The sequence below is a fragment of the Phenylobacterium sp. genome (genome assembly GCF_036501465.1).
GTDB lineage: Bacteria > Pseudomonadota > Alphaproteobacteria > Caulobacterales > Caulobacteraceae > Phenylobacterium.
Window position 1 is genome coordinate 1 of sequence record NZ_DASYAF010000148.1, and the last position, 24,481, is coordinate 24,481.

17 protein-coding genes are annotated in these 24,481 nt (G+C 69.9%); 9 read left to right on the plus strand and 8 right to left on the minus strand.

Annotation, left to right across the window (positions count from 1 at the left end; genetic code table 11):
- Positions 1-115: 115 nt before the first annotated feature.
- A complete protein-coding gene (locus tag VGL85_RS16470; protein WP_331590062.1) occupies positions 116-3,919 on the plus strand; it encodes a LamG-like jellyroll fold domain-containing protein in 3,804 nt (1,267 codons plus the stop codon).
- On the opposite strand, the gene VGL85_RS16475 is transcribed toward VGL85_RS16470, so the two are convergent.
- Positions 3,916-4,443, minus strand: coding sequence for a hypothetical protein (locus tag VGL85_RS16475; RefSeq protein ID WP_331590063.1), 528 nt, complete (start codon positions 4,441-4,443; stop codon positions 3,916-3,918). The two genes, VGL85_RS16470 and VGL85_RS16475, sit on opposite strands and share 4 nt — an antisense overlap.
- 49 nt (positions 4,444-4,492) lie before the next feature.
- Entirely contained in the window at positions 4,493-5,497 is a 1,005-nt protein-coding gene (locus VGL85_RS16480; protein WP_331590064.1) for a DUF885 family protein, read from the minus strand.
- 70 nt (positions 5,498-5,567) lie between these two features.
- Here VGL85_RS16480 and VGL85_RS16485 point away from each other — a divergent pair, with 70 nt between their 5' ends.
- Both VGL85_RS16485 and VGL85_RS16490 read left to right on the plus strand, forming a co-directional pair.
- Positions 5,568-6,557, plus strand: a complete 990-nt coding sequence (locus VGL85_RS16485) for an alpha/beta hydrolase (RefSeq protein WP_331590066.1) — start codon at positions 5,568-5,570, stop codon at positions 6,555-6,557.
- The gene (locus tag VGL85_RS16490; RefSeq protein WP_414695288.1) at positions 6,554-8,131 is read left to right on the plus strand and encodes a carboxylesterase/lipase family protein; all 1,578 of its coding nucleotides are present in this window, start codon (positions 6,554-6,556) and stop codon (positions 8,129-8,131) included. Before VGL85_RS16485 ends, VGL85_RS16490 begins: the two co-directional genes overlap by 4 nt.
- Positions 8,132-8,134: 3 nt before the next feature.
- On the opposite strand, the gene kduD is transcribed toward VGL85_RS16490, so the two are convergent.
- From kduD to uxaC, 3 genes are all read right to left on the minus strand, one after another.
- Entirely contained in the window at positions 8,135-8,881 is a 747-nt protein-coding gene (gene kduD, locus VGL85_RS16495) for a 2-dehydro-3-deoxy-D-gluconate 5-dehydrogenase KduD (RefSeq protein ID WP_331590067.1), read from the minus strand.
- A gap of 76 nt (positions 8,882-8,957) precedes the next feature.
- Positions 8,958-9,794, minus strand: coding sequence for a 5-dehydro-4-deoxy-D-glucuronate isomerase (kduI, locus tag VGL85_RS16500; protein ID WP_331590068.1), 837 nt, complete (start codon positions 9,792-9,794; stop codon positions 8,958-8,960).
- Positions 9,795-9,811: 17 nt separating this feature from the next.
- Positions 9,812-11,284 (minus strand): glucuronate isomerase, encoded by a 1,473-nt coding sequence (uxaC, locus tag VGL85_RS16505; RefSeq protein ID WP_331590069.1) that lies wholly within the window; start codon positions 11,282-11,284, stop codon positions 9,812-9,814.
- Positions 11,285-11,497: 213 nt separating this feature from the next.
- Between uxaC and VGL85_RS16510 the strand changes: the two genes are divergently transcribed.
- Both VGL85_RS16510 and VGL85_RS16515 read left to right on the plus strand, forming a co-directional pair.
- Positions 11,498-12,382 (plus strand): 2-keto-4-pentenoate hydratase, encoded by an 885-nt coding sequence (locus VGL85_RS16510; RefSeq protein ID WP_331590070.1) that lies wholly within the window; start codon positions 11,498-11,500, stop codon positions 12,380-12,382.
- Positions 12,357-13,649 (plus strand): MFS transporter, encoded by a 1,293-nt coding sequence (locus tag VGL85_RS16515; RefSeq protein ID WP_331590071.1) that lies wholly within the window; start codon positions 12,357-12,359, stop codon positions 13,647-13,649. Before VGL85_RS16510 ends, VGL85_RS16515 begins: the two co-directional genes overlap by 26 nt.
- Here VGL85_RS16515 and VGL85_RS16520 read toward each other — a convergent pair.
- A complete protein-coding gene (locus tag VGL85_RS16520) occupies positions 13,646-14,701 on the minus strand; it encodes a LacI family DNA-binding transcriptional regulator (protein ID WP_331590072.1) in 1,056 nt (351 codons plus the stop codon). The two genes, VGL85_RS16515 and VGL85_RS16520, sit on opposite strands and share 4 nt — an antisense overlap.
- A gap of 96 nt (positions 14,702-14,797) precedes the next feature.
- On the opposite strand from VGL85_RS16520, the gene VGL85_RS16525 reads away from it, so the two are divergent.
- Both VGL85_RS16525 and VGL85_RS16530 read left to right on the plus strand, forming a co-directional pair.
- Complete coding sequence (locus VGL85_RS16525; protein ID WP_331590073.1) at positions 14,798-16,273, plus strand: altronate dehydratase family protein; 1,476 nt, start codon at positions 14,798-14,800, stop codon at positions 16,271-16,273.
- Positions 16,270-17,724, plus strand: a complete 1,455-nt coding sequence (locus VGL85_RS16530; RefSeq protein ID WP_331590074.1) for a mannitol dehydrogenase family protein — start codon at positions 16,270-16,272, stop codon at positions 17,722-17,724. The genes VGL85_RS16525 and VGL85_RS16530 overlap by 4 nt, the downstream gene beginning before the upstream one ends.
- Here VGL85_RS16530 and VGL85_RS16535 read toward each other — a convergent pair.
- Positions 17,721-18,923: a hypothetical protein gene (locus tag VGL85_RS16535; protein ID WP_331590076.1), complete on the minus strand. Its 1,203-nt coding sequence runs from the start codon at positions 18,921-18,923 to the stop codon at positions 17,721-17,723. The genes VGL85_RS16530 and VGL85_RS16535 overlap by 4 nt on opposite strands.
- A 147-nt stretch (positions 18,924-19,070) precedes the next feature.
- On the opposite strand from VGL85_RS16535, the gene VGL85_RS16540 reads away from it, so the two are divergent.
- Positions 19,071-20,936, plus strand: a complete 1,866-nt coding sequence (locus VGL85_RS16540) for a di-heme-cytochrome C peroxidase (RefSeq protein WP_331590077.1) — start codon at positions 19,071-19,073, stop codon at positions 20,934-20,936.
- 72 nt (positions 20,937-21,008) lie between these two features.
- The gene (locus VGL85_RS16545) at positions 21,009-23,111 is read left to right on the plus strand and encodes a DUF6351 family protein (protein ID WP_331590078.1); all 2,103 of its coding nucleotides are present in this window, start codon (positions 21,009-21,011) and stop codon (positions 23,109-23,111) included.
- Positions 23,112-23,118: 7 nt separating this feature from the next.
- On the opposite strand, the gene VGL85_RS16550 is transcribed toward VGL85_RS16545, so the two are convergent.
- Positions 23,119-24,420 (minus strand): hypothetical protein, encoded by a 1,302-nt coding sequence (locus VGL85_RS16550; RefSeq protein ID WP_331590080.1) that lies wholly within the window; start codon positions 24,418-24,420, stop codon positions 23,119-23,121.
- Positions 24,421-24,481 lie beyond the last annotated feature (61 nt).

Consider the following 24,481-nt stretch of genomic DNA (forward strand, 5'->3'; position numbering starts at 1 on the left):
GCCCCCGAAACCGCCGTGACGCGAATTTTGCTACCGGTGTCATAAGGGACATGACGACTGAAACGCAGGCGGGCCACGGCCGGGTTATGTTCGAAACGCCAGGGGAGGATCGATCGTGACGCTGAATCGTCGGCTGGCCCGAATCGCCGGGCTCGCGCTTCTCCTGCTCGGCCTGGCCGGGGCGGCGTATGCGGAGGAACCGGGCCTGCTGTTCCGGGCCTCCGGCGACAAGGGCCTGAACGCCGAGGTGGCCGGCGGCGACCCGGTCCCCAACTTCGCAGACAAGGTGCACATCATCCCGAATGGAAGGATCGGCGGGGCCATCTCCACCGACGACGACGTGGTGCTGACCTGGAAGGCGCCCGGCAACATCTACGCCCAGCGCGGCACCCTCTCCTTCTTCTGGCGCAGCCGCTATCCGGTGGGCGTGGCGCCCTTCCCGATCTTCCGGGTGGGCTACGCCGACCACACCAGCTGGGACATGGTCTGGCTGCGCATCGACTGGAACGGCGACGGCTACGACGCCTTCGTCACCGACGACAACCTGGCCCGCGTGCGGGTGTCGTTCAAAGTCCCGAACAAACCCGCGCCCGACCGGTGGACCCACCTGGCGGTCACCTGGGACGAGACCCAGGGGATCGCGCTCTACGTCGACGGCAAGTTGGCCGCGAAGAAGGACTCCGTCGGGGTCTGGGACACCGGCCTCGATCAGTTCGGGCCTACCATCCGCGTCGTCTCCCCGCACCAGGTGCAGAGCCGCTACAACTTCCTGCGCGGCGGCGACTACGACGAATTCCGTATCTATGACCACGCCCTGCCGGCGACTGCGATCGCCTCGCTCGCCAAGGCGGAGGAACCCGCCGGGCCGCCCGCCCCGGTCCGCGATCTCGCCAACCAAAGCGTCCGCGACGAATGGTGGTTGCGCTACGGCTGGAACCGGCCGGGCGACGTCCCGACACTCTTGGCCACCCCCTCGACCCGCATCCGCAAGGTCGAGTTCACCGACGCCAAGGACATCAAGGAATGGATGTGGAAGGCGACCGACGGCATCGCCGAGACCACCTGGCCCGGGGTCTACAATCGCTCGCGGCTGCCCGGCCGCAACGACTACTTCCCGCTGCCGGACTGGAACGTCTACGTCGAGGGCGGCAAGGCGCTCACGCTCACCCTGCCCAAGGAGCCGTGGAACCACCTGGAGATCCAGGGCGCGGCCTGTGGCGACCTCACCTGGGGGCCGGGCGCGACCTCGGACACGAAAATCGCCAGCCGGGCGAAAGACCAGGAGCGCACCTTCAACCAATTCGCCGAGGCGCGTACCGGCGGCACACTGACCTTCACCAACATCGCCCAGGAGACCCCGATCCAGGAGATCGCGGCCTATGACCTCGGGCCAGGCGCGGAGCCCAAGGGCACGACCAGGCTCACCTACACCGTCCATGTGAACGCGGCGGCCGACTCGCCGGACCTGGATGCGCTGAACGCCTTCATCGCCGGGCGCTATCCGCCGGAAGAGCGGTCCACCGTGGTCGCCCTGCCCGACGGGGCGCCCTCACGGACGCGGCCCGCCGACAAGGGCCCGCGCCTGCCGCTGGTTCACATCCTGATCCCCTATGAGATCGGGGCCTCACCGCATGCCGAGCCGCTCTACCGCTCGTTCGGCTACGGCTGGGAGAACATGCACGACGCGCTCGACGGCATCGCCATCGACCTGCCGGCGCTCAAGGTGAAGCCGACGCACGGCGAGGCCTTCCCGCTGAACATCCAAGTCAAGGATCCCATCTGGCCGATGCGGAACCTGATGGACATCTCGGTCTCGGTGAAGCCGGGCGAGGCGCGCACCCTTTGGCTCGACACCCGCGACCGCATCCTGCCGAACAAGAGCTTCTACATCACCATCGCAGGCGCCGGCGCGGACTTCGACGCCAAGGCCCTGGACGGAATGAAGATCCGCCTGGTGTTCAAGGACCGGCAGGCCGGCCTGAAGGAGCACGTCACCGACCGCTTCAACCAGATCAAGGACAATTGGGGCTATCTGGTCGAGGAGCACACCGCCTCGAAGCGCGAGAGCCTCTACGACCGACTGGTCACCGACGCCACGGACCTGTTGAAGGTCGACCCGGACAACCGGCTGGCCCGCGAGTACTGGGCCGACATCACCTACAACAGTCAGGGCCCGCTGCCCTTCACCCAGCCCACGCCGCCGCCGGGCGCGCCGCCCAATGAACCGCTATGGGCCTTCCGCCAGCTCGAGGACCTGAAACTGGTCCATAGGTTCGTCGACTGGTGGATCGACAACCGCCAGGTGCCGTTCGGCGACCTGGGCGGCGGCATCTCCGACGATACCGACCTGCTCGAACAGTGGCCTGGCCTGGCGCTGATGGGCGTCGAGCCGGACAAGATCCGCCGCTCGCACACCGCGTTGGCCGACGCCGCTTACAAGGACCACATGTTCACCAATGGTCTGGCGACCATCGCCACGGACGAGCTGCACTCCTACGAGGACGGCATCAATTCCAACTCGGAGGCCATGTACATCGGCTGGGGCGACCCGAAGGTGGTCGAGCGGCTGATGACCACCACCGCGGCGCTGAACCGGATCATCCAGCCGAACGCCGCCGGCCACCTGCACTTCAAGACCAGCTGGTTCTCCGGCTCCATCGTCTACAGCGAAGGGCCTTGGGAATGGCAGAAGGACCAGTCGGTGCTGGTGATGCACCCGAGCCTGTTGATGGCCGACTTCAACGCCGATCCGACGGCGCGGAAGTATGTGCTGGGCGTCGCCGACGGCCTTCTGGCCCACGCCAAGCCGGACGGCTCCGTGCCGGACGAGATCAACTGGCGGACCGAAGCGACCAAGGGGTCGCTGCCCACCAATACCCCGGCCATGCAGCTGCTCTGGGGCGCCTATCGGCTTTCCGGGAACCCCAAGTACGCCGGCCCGCTGATCGCCGCGGCCAACAAGACCGGGCCGCGCGCGCTCACCGAATTCAACGAGAACATGCTGGATGCGCTGAACAAGCGCGGTGACTGGAGCGCGGACGCCATCAAGCGCGGAGCGAGCGCGAACGCCTCGAACTACGACCGCTACCTGGCCTGGCAGGCCAGCGGCGACAAACGCTTCCTCGAGGACCTCTACGCCGACGAGATCCGCGTCGCGAACCAGCACATGTACATGCACACCGAGGGCCACTGGTGGATCGACCGAGTGGAGATCCCCTCCGAAGAGCTGCAGCGAACGCGCCTGGGCGGCATCGCGCTGAAGCGCAACTGGATCTGGCCGGGGAACACCGTGTCCTGGCGCTTCGACCGCGACGAGGCGGCCGAGCAGGTGGCGATCCTGATGCCGGGCGCGACGCCGACCCACTTCAAGGTCATCGCCTTCAACACCGCCGAGCGGCCGGTGAAGGCGGCCATGACCGGCTGGGACGTCACCGCCGGCGACTGGACCATGACCTCGGGAACCTCAGCGTCCGGTGCGGACAAGGCCGACGCGGTCGCGACCCGCACCGTGCCGCTGGAAAAGTCGAGTTCGGTGGAGGTGACCTTTGCGCCGCGCACCACGACGGTGCTGGAGTTCACCCTGGCCAAGGCCGGCCCGGCGACCGAGCGCCGGCCAGACCTCGGCATCGGGCCGGATGACGTGAAACGGACGGGCCGCCAGCTTCAGGTGACGGTTCACAGCCTGGGCGCGCTGGACGCGCCCGCGGGTTCGGTGATGGTCGAGGACGCGAGCGGCAAGGTGGTGGTCCGTGCGGGCACGCCGGCGCTGAAAGCGCCTGTCGACCTGAAGCCCAAGACGGCGGTGGTGAAGCTCGCCCTGCCCGAGGGCTTCAACGCAAAGGGAGCGAAGGTGCGCGTGGCCTTACCGGAGGGTGTGCGCGAGATCACCCAGCTCAACAACGCGGTGGCCCTGCCCTAGGTCGCCTTCAGCGATGCGGGCCGCAGCAGCCGCCAGATCCAGCCGATGAAGGCCAGGACCATGAACGGATAGCCGAGCGACGGCAGCGGCGCACCGGTGGGCAATATCTGGGCGCCGGCGAATATCTGCGCCGCCGTCGCCAGGAAGACCACCGCGGCTACAGCCGCCGCCGCGCGCGACCACCACGGGAACGACCCGGGCAGGCTGACGATCACCAGGCCCGCCGACCAGAGGGCCAGGCCGGACCCGAAGGTGGGCACGCTCGCGGCCAGGCCGGCGGGCGCATCGGACAGGACAAGGGTCTGGCCGGCGCCGTAGACCAGGAAGCCGGCGGCGAGCAGGTCCTGGCCGCTGCGCAGATATTTCACCGCCAGCAGGGCCGCGGCGACCACCAGGGCTGTCCCGTCCACGCCCCAGAGCTCCTGGCGCAGCGCGGCGTCGGACATGAACGAGCCCGCCATCCCGCAGGCGCCGCCAATCGCCAGCCCCGCGGCGGCGCCCCAGTCCGACGATGTAGGTTTCATGGCATCCCCCCAAAACTCTCGAACATGGGAAGGACGCCTGCGTCCAAGGTCAAGCTTGGAGCCGCCGCTCCAGCTCACCGAACGGCCAGGGGCCGTCGATCAGCACGGCGCGATGGAAGGCCGGCCACCTTGCCTGGTCCTTCGGCCGCCAGTGGGCCAGCGCCAGCGCGCCCAGGCCCTCGGCGGCGTACTTGCCGGGGGTGACGGCGATGCGGTCGACATCGGCCTCGATGGTGATGAAGGCGGCGTCGAAGCCCTGCAGGTCGCGCACGGCGGCGATGGCGCGGTCGTGGTTCCAGCCCATGGCGCCGAGACCAGTGTCGACGACGATGCGGGCCAGGCGGAACAGCCGCCATTGCAGGTAGCCGATCTCGCCCAGCGGATCTGCGGCATAGGCGCCGAGGTCGGCGCAAAGCTGCTCGGCGTAGATGGCCCAGGACTCGAAATAGGCCGCTGCCGCCTTCACCCGCTCGGCCGGCGGATGGGCGGCGGCCTGCAAGGGAAGCTGGGTCAGATGGCCCGGGATCACCTCGTGGAAGGCGACGGTGGTGAGCGTCCAGGCCGGCCGGGCGCGGATGTTGCGCAGGTCCACGTAGTAGGCGCCGGGCCGGTCCGCAGGCGCCTCGCGGTAGCCGCCCTTGCCAGCCGCCACATCGGCCGGCGACATCCGCAGCGCCCGGCCCTCGCCCAATGGCAGGTCGCCGAACGCATGCTGCAGGCGCGGGCGCAGGGCCGCGACGCGGGCGTTCATCTCGGCCACCGCCTGGTCGCGGCCCGCCTCGGTGTCCGGATAGAGGAAGCGCGGATCGGCCTGCAGGGCGCGCAGGCGCTCGGCCACCGAACCTGTCGAAAGCCCCCGCCCGCGCAACAGGACGTCAGCCCGGGCCTGGGCGGCGCGCGCCGCGGCCAGGGCGTCGGCGTGCGCCACGGCCGGATCGATCGGACCGCCATAGGCTGCTTCCAAGGCGGCGCGGTAGGCCGCACCGGACGCGGCGAACGCTGGCGTCGCGATGGCGGCAAGGCCCGCGGCGATCAGCTGTCGACGGCTCGGCATGGCGGTCACGCTAGCGGGACTCCGCAACGAATGATACCGGTGTCATAGCCTTCTCACCGGAACGGCCAGCATGCCGTACGACCGCCGCACTGTCCTGGGATTCGCCGCCGCCGGCGCGGCCGCGCCGGCGCTCGCCCAGGCGCCACCGGTCAAGCCCGGGACCTTGCCCGATCCGACCGAAGTCGTCCCGCTGTGGCCCGGTCTCCCGCCCGGCGCGCGCGCCGCCCTGCCCCGCGAGACGATCACCGACCGTGCAGCGACCTCCGGCTTCCAGGATCGTTTTGTCACCGGGATCGCCCGGCCGATCATGACCGTTTTCCGTCCGGCCCGGCCGAACGGAGCGGCAGTGCTGATCGCGCCCGGCGGCGGCTACATCCGGGTGGTGATCGACAAGGAGGGCTTCGAGGTCGGCCACCGGCTGGCCGCGGCTGGGATCACCAGCTTCGTCCTGCGCTACCGCCTGCCGGGCGAGGGCTGGGACCGGCCGGCCGACGTCCCCTTTCAGGATGCACAGCGGGCCGTGCGCCTGATCCGCCAGGGCGCGGCGGGCTTCGGGATCGATCCCGGCCGGGTGGCGGCCATGGGCTTTTCGGCCGGCGGCCACGTGGCGGCCTCGTTGGCGACCCGTCACGCCGCTCAGGTCTACGCGCCGCTCGACGCCGCCGACCGGCTGGACGCGCGGCCCGACCTGTCGGCGCTGATGTATCCGGTGATCGACATGGCGAGGCCCTACGCCCACCCCGGTTCGCGAGAGGCGCTGCTCGGTAAGCCAGCCTCGCCCGCCAAAGAAGCCGCCTATTCTCCGCAGCGGCATGTGGACGCGACCACGCCGCCCACCTTCCAGGTCCACGCGCTCGACGACCCGGCCGTGCCGCCAGAAAACACCTTGCAATATCTCGCCGCCCTGCGCGCCGCGAAGGTCCCGGCCGAGGCGCACCTTTTCGAGGCTGGCGGCCACGGTTTCGGCATCTGGGGCGCGCGCGGCAAGCCGGCGGCGGCCTGGCCGGAACTGTTCCTGGCCTGGGCGGCCCCGCGCGGATTCCTGGGGGGCCGGACGTGAGGCGGCGCGAGGTGCTGGGCGGCGCGGGCGCAGGCCTGCTGCTGGTGCGCGGCGCCTGGGCCGCGGGCGACGATCCGGTGGCGCAGACCCGCCACGGCCCGGTGCGCGGCTACCGCGACGGCGGAATCAAGGTCTTCAAGGGTATCCGCTACGGGGTCGACACCGGTCCGCGCCGCTTCCAGCCGCCGGCCGCGCCGGCCCCCTGGACCGAGGTCCACGAGGCCAAGACCTATGGCGCTGCCTCTCCGCAGGGCGGGCGCACTGGAGAACCGACCAGCGAGGATTGCCTGTTCCTGAACGTCTGGACGCCAAGCTTGGGGAACGGGGGCCTCAGCGATGGCGCCCGGCGGCCGGTGATGGTCTACATCCATGGCGGCGCCTATTCGACTGGCTCCGGCTCGGCGGCGCTCTATGACGGGACGCGCCTGGCGCGGCGTGGCGATGTGGTGGTGGTGAGCCTGAACCACCGGCTGAACGCCTTCGGCTACGCCTACCTCGCCCGCCTGGTCCCGGAATTGGCGGACAGCGGCAATGCGGGCCAGCTCGACCTGGCGCTGGCGCTTCGATGGGTGGCCGACAACATCGCCGCGTTCGGCGGCGACCCCGGCCGGGTGATGGTTTTCGGCCAATCCGGCGGCGGGGCGAAGATCGCCACCCTGATGGCCATGCCGGCGGCGAAGGGCCTGTTCCATCGCGCCGCCACCATGAGCGGCCAGCAGGTCACCGCCTCCGGCCCCGGCAACGCCACGCGCCGGACCCTGGCCTGGCTCGACGCGCTGAAGCTGAGGCCGGAACAGGCGGCCGAGGTCCGGCGACTTCCCGCCGAACGGCTCGTGGAGGCCCTGCGCGTCCAGGACCCGGTGCTGGGCTTCGGCAGCGTCTATTTCGGCCCGGTGCTGGACGAGCGCAGCCTGATCCGCCACCCGTTCTATCCGGACGCGCCGGCGCAGTCGGCAGCGATCCCGATGATCATCGGCAACACCCACGACGAGACCCGCGCCTTCCTAGGGGGCGATCCCACGAACTTCACGGTCGACTGGGCGGGCCTGCCGGCCAAGCTCACCCAGGCCAATCTGCGCGTCGATATCGACCCGGCCACGGTGATCGCCGAGTACCGCCGGCTCTATCCCGCCTATTCCGCCAGCGACGTGCTGTTCGCGGCCACCACCGCCTCGCGGTCCTGGCGCGCGGCGGTGATCGAGGCAGAGGAGCGCGCCAAGGCCGGGACGCCCGCCTTCGTCTACCAGCTCGACTGGGTAAGCCCCAAGGACGGCGGCAGGCTCGGCGCCCCGCACATGGCCGATATCCCCCTGGTGTTCGACAACGTCGCCGCCCCGGGCTCGCGCGCCGAGGGCCCGGGCGCCCAGCCCATGGCCGAGGCCATGAGCGAGGCCTTCATCGCCTTCGCCCGCACCGGCGATCCCAACGGCAAGGCGATCCCGCATTGGACGCCCTATGGCCTGCCGCGGCGCCAGACCATGATCTTCGACGTCCAGCCGCACATGGCCGACGACCCGCGCGGGGCCGAGCGGCGGCTGTTCGCCAAGGTTCCGTTCGTGCAGGCGGGGACCTGAGGCTCAGCGGGCCAGCCAGCCGCCGTCCACGGGGACGATGGCGCCATGCATGTAGTCGCTGGCCGCACTGGCCAGGAACACGGCGACGCCGGCCAGGTCGTCCGGCGCGCCCCAGCGGCCGGCCGGGATGCGCTCCAGGATCTGGCGGCTGCGGGTCTCGTCGGCGCGCAAGGCCTCGGTGTTGTTGGTGACGAAGTAGCCAGGCGCGATGGCGTTGACGTTGACGCCCCTCGCCGCCCACTCGTTGGCCATGGCCTTGGTCAGGCCCGCCAGCCCGCTTTTGGAGGCGGTGTAGGACGGCACGCGCACGCCGCCCTGGAACGACAGCAACGAGGCGACCTGGATGATCTTCCCGCCCCGGCCGGCGGCGATCCAGCCGCGCGCGGCGGCCTGACTGAGGAAGAAGGCCACCTTCAGGTTGGTGTCCATCACCGCGTCCCAGTCGGCCTCGGAGAAGTCGATAGCGTCGGCGCGGCGGATGACGCCGGCGTTGTTGACCAGGATATCGATGGGCCCGGCTTCCTCCATCACCCGGGCGATCGGCTCGACACTGGAGAGGTCGGCGAAGACGGCCTGCACCGAACGGCCGGCATTGGCCACAAGCCTGGCGGTCTCCCCAGGTTCGGAGCGGCCGACGGCGACGATGTCCGCGCCAGCCTTCGCCAGGCCCACGGCGATCGCCTGGCCGAGGCCGGTGTTGGCGCCGGTGACCATGGCCCGCTTGCCGGCGAGGTCGAAAAGGCCGGTCATCCGCCTGCGCTCCTGGTGGAGCTTCGGAGGATTGATCTCGGGAGGATGCATCCCCCGAAGCCTTGGCGAAGGAGGATCATTTCAGCTGGCAGATGTCGAGGACGTTCATGTCGGTGTAGTCGAGGTTCTCACCGCCCATGGCCCAGATGAAGGTGTAGTTCGAGGTGCCCGAGCCCATGTGGATCGACCACGGCGGGCTCATCACCGCCTCGTCGTTGGCCATCACGATGTGGCGCTGGGCCTCCGGCTCGCCCATGAAGTGGTAGACCCGCTCGTCGTCCTTCAGGCCGAAGTAGAAATAGACCTCGCTTCGGCGGTCGTGCAGGTGCGGCGGCATGGTGTTCCAGACGCTGCCGGTCTTCAGGATCGTCAGACCCAGCAGCAGCTGGGCCGAGCGGCATGTGGCCGGCACCACCAGCTGGTAGATGGTCCGCTCGTTGGATTGGGCCAGCGAGCCACGTTCGAGCGGCACAGCCTCGGCGACCGAGATCTGCTTGGCCTCAAACCGCGCGTGGGCCGGGGTGGAGACAAGGTAGAACTTCGCGCCATCCCCTTCAAAGATGACGTCTTTCGAGCCCATGGGGATGTAGAGGCAGTCGCGCGGCTGAAGCGTGTAGACCTGCCCGTCGACGGTGATCGTGCCGGTGGCGTCGGAGACGTTGACCGCCCCCAGCTCGCGCCGTTCCAGGAACGGCTGGCCGGCGGCCGAGGCGGGTTCGGTCTGGGCCGGCAGGCGCACCGGCCCCTTCCCCGGCATGGCGCCGCCGATCACGAAGCGCTCGTTGTGGGAGTAGTTCAGCACCACCTCGCCCGGGGCGAACAGGCCGCCGATCAGGTAGCGGTCGCGCAACTGATCGTTGGTGGCGCCGTCCATCATGTCCGGGTGGGTGGCGTGATAGGTCTTCTTGAACACGGTCGCGTCTCCGGCAGTTACGCGCTCGCCCGGTTGGGCAGGGGCGCGTCGGCGTCCAGTCGATAGGCTTGTTTCGGCAGGTTGTAGGCGAGATCCGCAGCGACCTCCGCCGCCTCGTCCTCGTCCAGGCGATGCTCGGCCACCAGGCGGGCGAGGAATCCGCAGTCCACCCGCCGGGCCACGTCGTGCCGCGCCGGGATCGACAGGAAGGCGCGGGTGTCGTCGTTGAAGCCCACCGTGTTGTAGAAGCCCGCCGTCTCGGTGGTCTGCTCGCGGAAGCGGCGCATGCCCTCGGCGCTGTCGTGGAACCACCAGGCGGGCCCGAGCCGCAGCGCCGGATAGTGGCCGGCTAACGGAGCGAGTTCGCGGGCGTAGGCGGTCTCGTCCAGGGTGAAGAGAATGACGGTCAGGGCCGGCTCGTTGCCGAGGCGGTCCAGCAGCGGCTTCAGCGCGCGGACATAGTCGGTGGGCCGCGGGATGTCGGCGCCCTTGTCGCGGCCGAAGGTCCAGAACAGCTGGGCGTTGTGGTTGCGGAACGAGCCGGGGTGGATCTGCATCACCAGGCCGTCGTCCAGGCTCATCTTCGCCATCTCGGTCAGCATCTGGGCGCGGAACAGCTCGGCGTCCTGCGGGCTCCAGACGCCGTCGAGGATGCGATGGTAGAGCGCCTCGGCATCGGCGGCCGGCAGGTCGGCGGTGGCGGCGCTGGGATGGCCGTGGTCGGTGGAGGTGGCGCCCGCGGCGATGAAGGCCCGCCGGCGGATGCGGTGCGCCTCCAGGTAGCCCGCCCAATAGGACACATCCTGGCCCGCCAGTTGGGCGAAGCGCTCCAGAGAGACCCAGAACTCCTCGTGCTCCGGATCCACCACGGAGTCTGGGCGATAGGCGGTCACCACCCGACCCTTCCAGCCGCTCTCGCGGATCGCCTTGTGGTGCAGGAGTTCGTCCGTCGGGCTCTCGGTCGTGGCCAGGAGCTCGATATTGAAGCGGTCGAACAGGGCCCGCGGCCGGAAGGCGGGCGCGGCCAGCAGCTCACCAATGCGGTCGAAATAGAGGTCGGCCGTGGCGGCGCTCAGGCGCACGTCGAAGCCGAACACCTCGGCGAACACATGGTCCAGCCAGACGGCCGACGGCGTGCCGCGGAACAGGCGCATGTGGCTGGCGAACAGCCGCCAGGCGGCGCGCGGGTCGGCCACGCTCGCGCCCTTGCGGTCGGGCACGCCCAGGGCCTGCATCGGCACGCCCTGGCTGTAGAGCATGCGGTAGAGGTAGTGGTCGGGCGCCAGCAGCAGGCTGGCGGCGTCGGCGAAGGGTTCGTTCAGCGCGAACCAGGCCGGGTCGGTGTGGCCGTGGGGGCTGATGATCGGGAGGCTCGCCACCTCGCCATAGAGCCTGCGCGCCAGGTCGCGGACCGCCGGATCGGCCGGGAACAGGCGATCGGGGTGCAGGCGGAGCGGTCTGGCTTGCAGCGGGTTCGGCGGCTGGCCCATGGCTTTCGGACGCACTTTTCGGATCGGCGCAGGTAACCGGTGTCATGATCCGCTGGCAAGCCCTGTCGACAAGCCTGACCACGAAATTGACACCGGTTACCTAATCGCCCAATGTCGGCCCATCGTGATCCCCGAAACCCGACCCTCCAAGCTCCGAAAGACGGTCCGCGCCCGCTGCGGGACGGCTCGCGACCTTCGCGGGAAACGCCTCTCGTGAGCGGCGCGGCGCGCAAACCGGTCGCCGCCCTGCCGCCGCTGGAGGTGGCCAGGCGCTTCGTGGGCGGACGCCGATCAGCCCGTGCGCTGACCGACTTCCCCGGCGCCCTGCCCGCCGACATGGCCGCCGGCTACGCCATCCAGGAGCAGGCTATCGGCCTGTGGCCCGACAAGGTCGCCGGCTGGAAGGTGGGCCGCATCCCGACTGAGCTGCAGGCTGAACTCAACGCCGACCGGGTGATGGGCCCAGTGTTCGCCGCCAATGTGGTCAAGGCCGGTCCGAAACCCACGGTGGTCCGTGTCATCCCCGGGGGATTCGCGGCGGTGGAGGCGGAATACATCTACCGCATGGGCGAGGATGCGCCGGCCGGCAAGGCCGACTGGACCCCCGCCGAGGCGCTGAAGCTGGTGGAGGAAGAGCTGGTCGGCGTGGAATTCGCCGGCAGCCCGCTCGCCACCATCAACATCCTGGGTCCGCGGGTCGTGGCCGCGGACTTCGGGAACAACGCCGGCCTGATCCTTGGCCGCCCCATCCCCGACTGGCGCACCCGCACCGACGATTGGCCGCCCTGCGAGGCGTGGATCGAAGGCAAGCTGGTGGGTCGCGGCGCCCCCTCGTCGCTGCCGGGAGGCCCAGCCGCCTCACTCGCCTTCCTTATGAACGCGGTCGCCGCGCGCGGCCGGCCGCTGCAGCGCGGCCAGTACGTGACCACCGGCGCGGCCAGCGGCATTCATGATATCGAGGCCGGACAGACGGCCCGCATCGCCTTCGGCGACCTGGACGAGATCTTCTGCGTCGCGCTCGCGGCCTCGCCCCTTCAGGTCGATTTGGCCGATGGCAAGGGAGGATCCGCAGATGGCGGCCGAGAGCGTCCCGGCTAACGACCATGCGGCGGCCAAGGCGGCCGCGATGGGACGCTATCGCTGGGTGATCGTGAGCCTGTTGCTGGCGGCCATGGTCATCAACTACGTCGACCGTCAGACCATCGGCTTCCTGAAGGGCGACCTCTCCAAGCAGTTCGGCTGGAGCGAGGGCGACTACGCCGACATCATCTTCTGGTTCCAGGCCGCCTATGCGGTCTCCTACCTGGTCTTCGGGCGCGTGGTGGACCGGATCGGCGCGCGGTTCGGCTTCGGCCTGGCCTTCCTGATCTGGCAGTTGGCCCACATGTCCAACGCCTTCGCCCGCTCGATGGGCGGCTTCATCGGCGCGCGGATCGCGCTGGGAATCGGCGAAGGCGGCGCCTTCCCAGGCGGCATCAAGGCCATGGCCGAGTGGTTCCCCAAGAGCGAGCGCGCCTTCGCCACCGGGGTGTTCAACGCCGGCACCAACATCGGCGCCATCGTCACTCCGCTGATCATCCCGGCGATCGTGCTGGCCTGGGGCTGGCAAGCGGCGTTCATCGTCACCGGCCTGGGCGGCCTTCTCTGGCTGCCGATCTGGCTCTTGATCTACCGCACGCCGCGCCAGACCAAGGCGCTGTCGGCCGCCGAACTGGCGCACATCGAGAGCGATCCACCGGACCCGGTGGAGAAGATCGCCTGGCTGCCCCTGCTCCGGAAGCGCGAGACTTGGGCCTACGCCGCCGGCAAGTTCCTGATCGACCCGATCTGGTGGATGTTCCTGTTCTGGCTGCCGGACTTCATGCAGAAGCGTCACGGCCTGGACCTGAAGACCTTCGGCCCGCCGATCGTGGTGATCTACCTGGTCTCCGACGTGGGCAGTGTGGTGGGCGGCTGGGCCTCGTCGCGGCTGATCAAGCGCGGCTGGAGCCTCAACGCGGCGCGCAAGGCGACCATGCTGGGCTGCGCCCTGCTGGCCACGCCGGTGGCCTTCGCCGCAATGGCCGACAACCTGTGGCTGGCGGTGGCGATCATCGGCCTGGCGACGGCGGCGCACCAAGGCTTCTCGGCCAACCTCTACGCCCTGCCCGGCGACGTCTTCCCCCGAGCCGCGGTGGGATCGGTCGCCGGGATCGGCGGCATGGTCGGGGCCATCGGCGGCATGGCGATGTCGAAGTACGCGGGCTTCGTGCTCGACAAGCTGGGCACCTACACCCCGATCTTCGTCGTGGCCGCCTCGGCCTATCTGCTGGCGCTCGCGGCGATCCAGCTGCTGACGCCCAGGATGGAGCCGGTGAAGCTCTAGCGCGCCGGGCCGGTGGATTCTCGGACCACCAGGGCCGGCAGGCGGTCCTGTGGCTCGCCCTCGTCCGCGCGGCCCATGAGCTGGGCGACGGCCAGGCGGCCGATCTCGCGGGTCGGCGTGCGGATGGTGGTCAGGCTGGGCCAGAGCCGGCGCGCGATCTCGAAGTCGTCGAAGCCCACCACCGACAGCTCGGCCGGCACCGCCACGCCGGCCTGACGGGCGGCCTGCAGGACGCCGGCGGCCATCTCGTCGTTGCCGGCGAAGATCGCCGTGGGCTGGGGATCGAGCTTCAGCAGCTCGCCCGCGCAGGCGATGCCGGATTCGAACGTATAGGCGCCCTCCTGGGCGTAGTGCGGCTCCAGCGCCAATCCGGCCGCCTTCAGACCGGCCTCGAAGCCCGCCCGCCGCTCATGGGCCGAGCGGAAGCTGGCCGGGCCGGAGATGTGGGCGATCCGCCGGTGGCCGAGTTCCGCCAGATGGCGCGCCGCCGCCTCGCCGCCCAGCCGGTCGCGGGTCTCGATCATGTGCTGCGGCGCGTCCAGCGACACCGAGGCCACGCGGACGTAGGCGCAGCCGATGTCGGCCAGCAGGGCCGCCACCCGCTCGTCTTCCGACACGGACGGCGTCAGCACCACGCCGAACAGTTTCTGGCGCTCCACGAAGCCGCGCAGGTCGGCGAGGAAGGTGGGGCTGGCCCGGTTGCACGGATGGACCACCAGCTCGAAGCCCGAGCCCTTCATGCCATCCAGCAGGCCCAGCTGCATGTTCACGACGTACTGCGGGTTGGGGTTGTCGTAGACCAGGCCGATCAGGAACGAGCGACGGAAGGCCAGGCCCCGGGCCTGCGGATCCGGGGCGTAGCCGTGCTCGGCGATCACCGCCTCGATCCGCTCGCGGGTTTCCTTCTGGACGTAGGGGCTGGCGTTGATGACCCGGCTGACGGTCTTCTTGGAGACCCCGGCCAGGCGGGCGATGTCGTTGATGGTCGGCCGCCGGCGCGGCCCCTCGCCCGGCCCATGGTCGTCCGTCTCAGGCGCCTCGCGCTTCGCCATCCGGCCGATTCTCTCCCTGCTCTCCGCGCGGCGCTTCATAGCCCCGGCGGCGCCGTGGGGTATAGGCCCAAAGGGTGACACCGGTTACCATGGCCCATGTCCAGCGTCCTGACCATCGATCCGCGCGACGACGTGGCCGTGGCGCTGGCGCCGTTGGCCGCGGGCGAGGCGGTGGCCGATGGCGTCCGCGCCGCGGCCGACATCCCGGCTGGGCACAAGGTGGCGGTCCGCCCGATCGCCAGGGGCCAGGCAGTGCGCAAGTACGGCTGGCCGATCGGCTGCGCCACGGCCGACATCGCGCCCGGCGAGCACGTCCACAGCCATAACCTGGCGACCGGCCTTTCGGGCCTGGAGACCTACGCCTACGACCCCGCCACGCCGGAAGCGCTGGAAACGCCCGAGCGGGCGACCTTCGACGGCTATCGCCGCGCGAACGGCAAGGTCGGCACGCGCAATGAGATCTGGATCCTCTGCACAGTCGGCTGCGTGGCGCGCACCGCCCAGAAGATCGCCGCCGAGGCCGACCGGCGGTTCAAGGGCCGCGTCGATGGCGTCTACGCCCTGACCCATCCCTTCGGCTGCTCGCAGTTGGGCGGCGACCTGGCCGCGACGCGGACCATGATCGGGGCGCTGGCGGCGCATCCCAACGCCGGCGGGGCGCTGATCCTGGGCCTGGGCTGCGAGAGCAACCAGCTGGGGCCGCTGCTGGAAGCCGCGCCGCACATCGACCCTGCCCGCCTGCGCGCCTTCACCGCCCAATCCACCGAGGACGAGGTCGAAGCCGGGCTGGCGGCCGTGGAGGAACTGGTGCGCGTCGCCGAGCAGGATCGCCGCGAGCCCTGCCCGATCTCCGAGCTGGTGGTCGGCGTGAAGTGCGGCGGCTCCGACGGCTTCTCGGGCCTCACCGCCAACCCGCTGGTGGGCCGTATCGCCGACGCGGTGGCGGGCGGCGGCGGCACGGCGATCCTGACCGAGATTCCGGAGATCTTCGGGGCCGAGCGCCTGCTGATGGCGCGCGCCGAGACGCGCGAGGTCTTCAACGGCATCGTGGAGGTCGTGAACGACTTCAAATCCTACTTCCTGAGCCACGGCGAGCCGGTGAGCGAGAACCCCTCGCCCGGCAATATCGAGGGCGGCATCACCACGCTCGAGGAGAAGTCGCTGGGCGCGGTGCAGAAGGCCGGGCGGGGGCCGGTGACCGAGGTGGTGCGCTATGGCGAGCAGGCGCACCGCGGCGGCGTGGTGCTGCTGGAGGCGCCCGGCAACGACGCGGTCTCGTCCACGGCGCTGACGGCGGCCGGGGCGACGGTGATCCTGTTCACCACCGGGCGCGGCACGCCGCTGGGCTTCCCGGCCCCGACCCTGAAGATCGCCACCAACTCGGGCCTGGCGCAGCGCAAGCCGCACTGGATCGACTTCGACGCCGGACGGGTCGCCGCCGGCCAGGGGCTGGACGAGGCGGCCGAAGGGCTGCTGCGGCTGGTGCTGGCCACGGCCTCCGGCCAGGCGACGCGGGCGGAAGACAACGGCGAGCGCGAGATCGCGCTCTGGAAGCGCGGCGTCACCCTTTGAGCGCGCGGCTGAGCGAGGCCACGCTCGCCCAGGCGAAGGCCGAGGTCGTCCGACCGGCCTACGACCGCGCCGCGACCCGCATCGGATGGCTGCATTTCGGGCCCGGGGCCTTCCATCGCGCGCACCAGGCCTTCTATGCCGACCGGATGCTGGCGGCCGATCCGGGGCTGGCGATCAGCGCCGTCTCGCTGCGCAGCGACGACCTGCGCCAGGCGCTGGGGCCGCAGGACGGGCTCTACAGCCTGTTGGAGCGCGAGGCCGAGCCGCGCCTGAGGGTCATCGGTTCGATCCAGGAGACGGCGACTGCGCCGCGCGATCCGGCGGCCGTTTTCGCGCGCCTGACCGATCCGGGTCTGCGGGTCATTTCAGCGACGGTGACCGAAAAGGGCTATTGCCTGACCGTCGCCGATGATCTGGACGAGGCCCACCCGGACGTTCTCCACGACCTGGCCGGGCCGCCCTGCCCACGCACCCTGACGGGCTGGCTGGTCGAGGGTCTGCGACGGCGGATGGCGGCAGGCTTGCCTGCGCCGGCGGTGCTGAGTTGCGACAATCTCGCGGGCAACGGCGGCAAGCTGCGCCGAGCGGTCAGGCAATTCGCCGAGGCGCGCGGCGAGGCCGACCTGGCGCGCTGGATCGCGGGCGAGGTTCGCTTCCCTGACAGCATGGTGGACTCCATCACACCAGCGACCGACGAGGCCCTGCGCGCCGACGTCGCGCGCAGACTGGGCCTCTCCGACGCCTGGCCGGTGCAGCGCGAAGGCTTCACCCAATGGGTGGTGGAGGACAGGCTGGGCGCCGAGGCGCCCGCCTTCGCCGAGGCCGGCGTGATCCTGACCGGCGACGTGGCGGCGTTCGAGCGCGCCAAGCTGCGGCTGCTGAACGGGGCGCATTCGACGCTGGCTTATGTGGGCCTGCGCCTCGGCCACGCGACGGTCGCCCAGGCCATGGCCGACCGGAAGCTCGCGGCCTTCGTCGAGGCGCTGATGCGCGCCGATATCGCCGCCAGCCTGGGGCCTGCCGCCGGTCTCGAGGTCGACGGCTACATCGGCGACATCCTGGCCCGGTTCCGCAATCCGGCCATCGCGCATCGGCTGTCGCAGATCGCCTGGGACGGCTCGCAGAAGCTGCCGATCCGGCTCTTGCGGACCATCGGCGAGGCCCGCGCAGCCGGGCGGCCCGTGGCGCGGCTGGCGGTGGGCGTGGCCGCCTGGATGCTGTTCGTCCGCGACCAGGCCATGGCCGGGGTCCCGATCGTCGATCCGCTGGCGGAGACGCTCGCCGACCTCGGCCGCGCGTGCGACGGCGATCCCACGGGTGACACGCGACGCTTCCTGGCGCTCACCAGCGTGTTTCCGCGCGACCTCGCCGGCGACGGGGAATTCGGCGCAGCCCTCGCCCGCGCCTATGGGCGGCTGTCCGGGGGCGCGCCCCGCGAAGCCCTCGCCTAGCCGTTCGCCGGGGTTGCGGCGCGCCTGCGGAGCGACAGGCGACCGGCCCGGCGCTCGTTACGCCGCCAGGCTCTCAGGCGGGCGCGTCCTTCGCGCTGTTTGGCATCGACCCTCGCCCCGTCGATCTGGTGCGCGCCGTCGTCCGATTCGTATTGGAAGTAGCCCTTGGGCCGGACCCCGAAGGGATCGAGCGCCAGATTGAGGAAGTTGGTGGCCTGGGTCTTGCCGCCGGGAATGGCGAAATAGGCCTTGGTGATGAAGTTCGACACCGTCACCGTGCCGATCACATAGGTGTCGCCCTGGGTCGGGTCGCAGACCTCCAGGTCGTAGTTGACCGTCGATCCGGCCGGCGCCGCGGCGTTCGGATCCGGACCGGCGATGGTCTTCACCGCCGTCGGGTCGCCCAGGAGTTCCAGCATCTCGTGCGACAGGGTGGTGCTCCAGGCCTCCTGGTACAGGGCGCAAACGTCCAGGTAGACGAAGCCGTAGGGCTTATCGCCGTGGTTCGTGGAGTGGTAGCCGAAGGCGTTGCTGACCCCCGACGTCGGGTCGGACGAGCTGTCACCCAGGTAGATAACCGCCTCGGCGGCGGTGTCGATCCCGGCTTCGCTGTCGCCCAGATCCAGCCGCACGCCGCTAATCGAAGCGCCCAGTCCCCACTCCGGCTGGAAGTCGCGCGCGACCTGGGTCTGCAGGGCGGCGACGGCGGTGTTGAAATCGGCGTCGGTGATCTGCTTCGAGACGTTGGCGATCACCAGCTTCAGCCCCGGCGGCGCGACGCCCACAGGCGGCGGAGGGAGAGGCGGCGGGGCCTTGGCCGTGACAGCCGCGGCGACCGCGCCGGCGCTGAAGATCGATTTGATCTGGTTGAAGGCATAGGGGAGGAACAGCGCGGCCCCGATCAGGAAGAAGTTCTGCACGCCCTGGAGCAGGAGCTTCATGTCGCTGATATTCGTGAAGGCCTTCATCAGCAGCAGGTTGCCGATCGCCCAGAAGAAGGCGGTCATGGCCACCGCGCCGACCATGCCGGTGATCCGGCTGTAGCTGGTGGTGTCGGAGGTCCCCCCGATGGGGTCCTTCTCCTTGAGCGCCTGCCGCAGCTGGCTGATGAATGGCATGCCGCCCAGGATCAGCATCACCGGGAGGTTGAAGATGACGAGGACAAACCACTCGAACAGGCCGTCGGGATATTTGACCATGAAACGATCTCCCCCTGCATCCGCGGCGGCGCACGGCCCCTAGGCCAGGCCCGCAGAACGAGCTAGACCGCATATCAGCGTTCTTCAATTAAGAATAGTCTCGATCTATAACACACGCATAGAGACGCAAATCGCGGGGAGCGGGACATGTCGAAGCAAGCCTGGGCGAGCCTGTGCCTCGCCATGCTGAGTTGCCTGTGCGTGAGTTGCGCGACGCCGAAGGCCTGCGATCCGGCCAGCAACATGGGTCAGTGCTGGACCGCCCAGCAGCGCGCGGACTGGTACGGCGCGACCCAAGGTTCGCGTCTGATCCCCTACGCTTGGCTGACTGCGATTGAGCAGCCGGATTCGACCGCCCCGTTCCTGACCGACAGCTACATCGACGCCTTCCGCTACATTCCCAAAGGCGGGGCCAAAGGCGTGCTGCCCATGGGCTTCGCGGTCGACACGCAGGACGACACGGCGCTCACCGAAAGCAAGCTCCGCTGGTGGTCGGGCCAGGGCGGCAAGGAGCCCTGGGTGGGGCTGAACTGCTCGGCCTGCCACACCACGGTGATGAGCTATGGCGGCCACACGCACACCGTCGACGGCGGCGCCACCATGGCGGACTTCCAGTCGTTCCTCGCCGCCCTGAACCAGGCGCTGGTCAATACGCAGGCCCAGCCGGACAAGTTCGACCGGTTTGCGCGCAAGGTGCTGGTTCAGCCGGTGGGCGTGGGCTCGATCACTCTTTGGCGGCGCAGTCTGGACACGCCCGCCAATCGCGCCCTGCTGAAGACCGCGCTCGACCAGCACAACCGCTATGAGCGCATCCATGCGGTGATGAACACAACCAGCGTCCACTACGGCTTCGGCCGCCTCGACGCCTTCGGCCACATCTTCAACAAGGTGGTCCTGGCGGCGACCCAGAACACCACCGACGGCGCTCCGCCCGACGCGCCGGTGAGCTATCCGTTCCTCTGGAACGTGCCGCAGCACCAGGCCGTGCAGTGGGACGGCATCGCCCCCAGCTTCACCGTGCCGGGCGGCCAGCCGTTCGACGTGGGCGCGCTGGTGCGCAACACCGGCGAGGTGACCGGCGTCTTCGCCGACGTCAGCACCAAGCCCTCGCCGGCCGGCGGTTATGCCTCGAGCCTGGACGTGCAGAACCTGATGGCCATGGAGATCTTGCTGACGCAACTGCGTCCGCCGAAGTGGCCCGCCGACTTCCCGCCCATCGATCCGAAGAAGGTGGAGGCGGGCCGCACCCTGTTCCACGACCACTGCAGCGGCTGTCACCAGGTGCTGGACCGCGCCGACCTGAAGACGCCGATCCCGCTGCAGATGAGCCTGTTCAAGCCGGGCGGAAAATTCATGAACCCCGCGCCGGGGACCGACAAGTCCATGGCCTGCAACGCCGCCATGGCGACCTCTCCCACCGGGACCCTGAAGGGCGCGCACTTCGCCTATGTGGACGTGCTGCACCCGCCGCTGGGCGACACCGCACCGGTGGCCGACATGCTGATCACCCTGGCCGGCGGCGAGCTCTGGAACCACCGCGACGTGGTGGCGCAAGGCGCGATCCAGAGCTTCCTGGGCCAGCATCCCCCGCCGCAGGTGGTCCCGCCGCCGCCGAAGAACCCGTTGCTCGCCGCCCAGCTCGGGCGCGACGCGCTCTGCGATCTTGCCGGGTCGCAGCCGATCCTCGGCTACAAGTCGCGGCCGCTGAACGGCATCTGGGCCACGCCGCCTTACCTGCACAACGGCTCGGTCCCGACGCTCTACGACCTGCTGCGGCCGCCCGCCTTGCGGACGAAGAGCTTCTATGTGGGCACACGCCGGTTCGACCCCGTGAAGGTGGGCTATCAGACCGCCCAGGCGCCCGACAATCCGTTCCTTTTCCAGACCCAGGCGGGCGACCAGCCGATCCGCGGCAACGCCAACGCCGGCCACGACTATGGCAACGCCGGCTTCACCGACGCCGAACGCTACGCGATCATCGAGTACCTCAAGACCTTCGGGGAGACGCCCTAGGCGCAGCGCGAGGCCCGTTGCGCCGACGCCGGCAAGCAGCCTAGCTTGGAGAAAAGCTGGGAGGATGGGGTCATGAGGATGCCGACACGCCTGATGGCGGCGAGCGTTCTGGCGGGTTTGGGCCTTGCGGCGGTCTGCGGCCTGGCCCAGGCGGCGGAAAAGCCGGCCGCAGCGCCGGCGGCGAAGCCCGCGGCGGGGCTCTCGATCCGCACCCTGTCATCGCGCCCCGACATGGTGAGTGGCGGCGACGCCCTGGTGGAGGTGAAGGGCGGGGCCAAGGGAGCGAAACTCAGCCTGAACGGCAAGGACGTCACCGGCGACCTGCGGCTCGATCCCGCCAGCCACACCCTGCGCGGCCTGGTCGGCGGCCTGAATCCCGGCAAGAACACGCTGACCGCCACGGCCGGAGCGACGAAGGCCAGCGTGACCCTCACCGACTATCCGCTCACCGGGCCGATCCTGTCCGGGCCGCACATGAGCCCTTACGAATGCCGCACGAAAGAGTCGGGCCTGGGCGAGCCCACCGATGCGGACTGTTCGGCGCCGACCCGCAGCGACTGGTTCTATCGTTCGACCGACGGGAAATTCAAACCCCTGGCCAACAGGACGGATCGGCCGGCGGACCTGGCGACGACGACGGTCGACGGCGCGAACGTGCCCTACGTCGTCCGCGTCGAGTCCGGCACGATCAACCGCTCGATCTACCGGATCGCCATGCTGGACGACCCCAAGGGCTGGAACCACCGCCTGGCGGTCAGCTTCGGCGGCGGCGCTGGCGCCAAGTACAACCAGGGCAGCAATACCGCCGAGAGCGCGCTGTCCGACCTCTACCTGTCACGCGGCTTCGCGCATGCGGTGGACACCGAGCTGGTGAACAACCTGCACGGCAACGCCGTTCTGCAGGGCGAAACCCTGATGATGCTGAAGGAGCACTTCATCAAGACGCACGGCGTCCCAAAGTGGACGGTCGGCAACGGCGGCTCGGGCGGGGCGATCCAGCAGCTGACCATCACCCAGATCTACCCGGGCCTGCTGGACGGGCTGCAGCCATCCCTCTCCTTCCCCGACTCCACCCTGCACACCTCCGACTGCGGGGTCCTGCAGCGGTTCTGGAAGTCGGACGCCGGCAAGGGCTGGAGCCAGGAGAAGAAGACCGCGGTCGAGGGCTTCACGCCCGGCAGCTGCGCCGCCTGGGAGCGCTCGTTCGTGCCGGTGTCGATGAGCGGCTACAAGCCCGGCTGCGACCTGAAGGACCAGAGCCTGGTCTGGGACCCGGTGAGCAATCCGAAAGGCGCGCGCTGCGCCCTGGCCGACTGGCGGGTCAACGAGTACGGCCGCGACCCTGCGACCGGCTATGGCCGCACCACCGAGGATAACACCGGCCTGCAGTACGGCTTCAAAGGCCTCAACGACGGCGCGATCAGCGTCGACGAATTCCTTGAGCTCAACGAGAAGATCGGCGGCTACGACAAGAACGGAAAGATGGGCGACGCCCGCTCCCACGGCGACCCGATCGCCCTGAAGGCGGCTTACCAGTCAGGCCTCCTGGATGGCGGCGGCGGCGGCCTGGCGACCGTGCCGATCATCCACTACCGCACCTACAACGACCGGCTGGGCGACATCCACAGCCGCGAGCGGGACATGTCGATCCGCGCCCGCCTCGTGAAGGCCAATGGCGACGGCGACAACGAGGTCTTCTGGGTGGGCCCGGGCGGCAGGCCCGGCGGGCCACGCAACGATCCGGCGGTCGCCAAGGGCTACCAGCTGATGGCGACCGAGGCGCTCGACGCCATGACCCAGTGGCTGGACGCCCTGGCCGCCGACCCCGCGCCGCTGACCCATGCCAAGGTGGTCAGGCACAAGCCGGCCGCGGCCAGGGACGCCTGGTTCGACGAGGCCGGCCAAAAGCACGTGGAGAAGGCCACCTGGGACGGTCCCGGCGGCTACAACGCGACCTATCCGAACCACTCGGAGCCCAGGATCGTGGCCGGCGCGCCTATCGCCAACGACGTCCTGAAGTGCCAGCTGAAGGCGCCCAAGCCGTCGGACTACAAGGTGAAGTTCACGCCCGCCCAGTGGGCGCGGCTGAAGGCGGTGTTCCCGACCGGGGTCTGCGACTTCTCCAAGCCCGGCGTCGGCCAGGTCCCGTTGAAGGGAACCTACCAGCGCTATTGAGGCCGGGTCAGCCGCTGGTCAAGCTGACGTGGGTGGCGCCCAGCGAGGCCAGCGTCGCCGCGCGCTGGGGCGAGCCCACGCTGTAGACCAGGACCGACCTGGCGACCTTCTTGGCGGCGGTGACGGTGGCCGTGGCCCAGCCCAGGAACTCGGCGTCGCCGAGGCCTTGCTGGCATTCGAAGGAGAGCGCCTGCAGCCCCGCGCCGCGCAGCCGTTGCATCATGGCTGCGGACGCGCCGGTGAGCCGGCCCACGACCAGAAGCGAGAACGGCTTGACCAAGGTCGCGGCCGAGGTGAGCGCGCCGGATGGCACGCCTTCGAGGTCGAGGATCTCGGTCACCACGCCCAGGCGCACCAGGCCGCCGGCCTCCTTCAAAGGCTCGACCAGCTCGGCGCGGCCGCGCTGGCTTGAAAGGCTAGAGAAGGAGATCGGCACGATCAGGCTGAGCTGCTGCTCGCCGCCCGCCTCGGACTGCAGGCGGTCGATCCCGCGGGTTATGGTGGCCAGGTCGGCCCGCAGGATGTCGCCGGCCGAAAGCGCGCTCACCTGATGCGGCGCCAATTCATCGGCGGTGGCGATGTCGATCACCCGGCGGATCATCCTAAAGCCGATGCGGGTGAAGCCCTTCAGCTCATAGACCGGCTCCAGGGTTGCCGAGACCCGAAGGCGCCGGCCGTCGACCGCCACGAATGGGCTCCAGCGATTGACCAGCCCGCCGGTGATGTCGCTGTCCTCAGTGAAGCCCGCGAGCCGGCAGATATCTTCGTCGCCGGCGCCGGTGCGCAGCGCGCTCTCGGCCTGCAGGGCGTCGACCTCGGCGGTCTGCAGGCGGGTCTTGGCGATCGAGGTCACCTGGCGGATGCCGCCCGGCGCGTCGCGGTCGTCGTTCAGGAAATGGCCCAGGATCTCGCGCATGTAGCGCAGGCAGGCCACCTGGCAGGCCAGGCGGCTGAGGTCCGGGTGGATGACGAAGAAATCCATGTCCGAGACGCGGATCGCCACGCCGCGGTCGCCGATCGAGCGGGCCAGGACCCGGTCGGCGAAGTCGAAGACCTGCTCGCGGTGGCTGGGCCAGCGGTCGCCGAACTTATGCTGCACCGCCTCGAGCGAGATGATGTTGACCTTGCCCGAGGCCAGCAGGGCCGGGTCGCTGAACCGTTCGATGGAGACCGCCGCCTCATTGGAGATCAGCCGGGTCGCGCCGGAAAGCTGGGCCTGCGCCAACGCGTCCAGCGCCTCGCCCTGGGAATCGGGCCGGGCGCCGGCGGGGCCCGTCGGACGGGCGAGCGTCGCTGCGCTGTCTGCCACCGTGACCTCTTGGGGCACAACCGTTCGTCGCGCAGGATGGCAGCGTACGGTTAAGGGATGG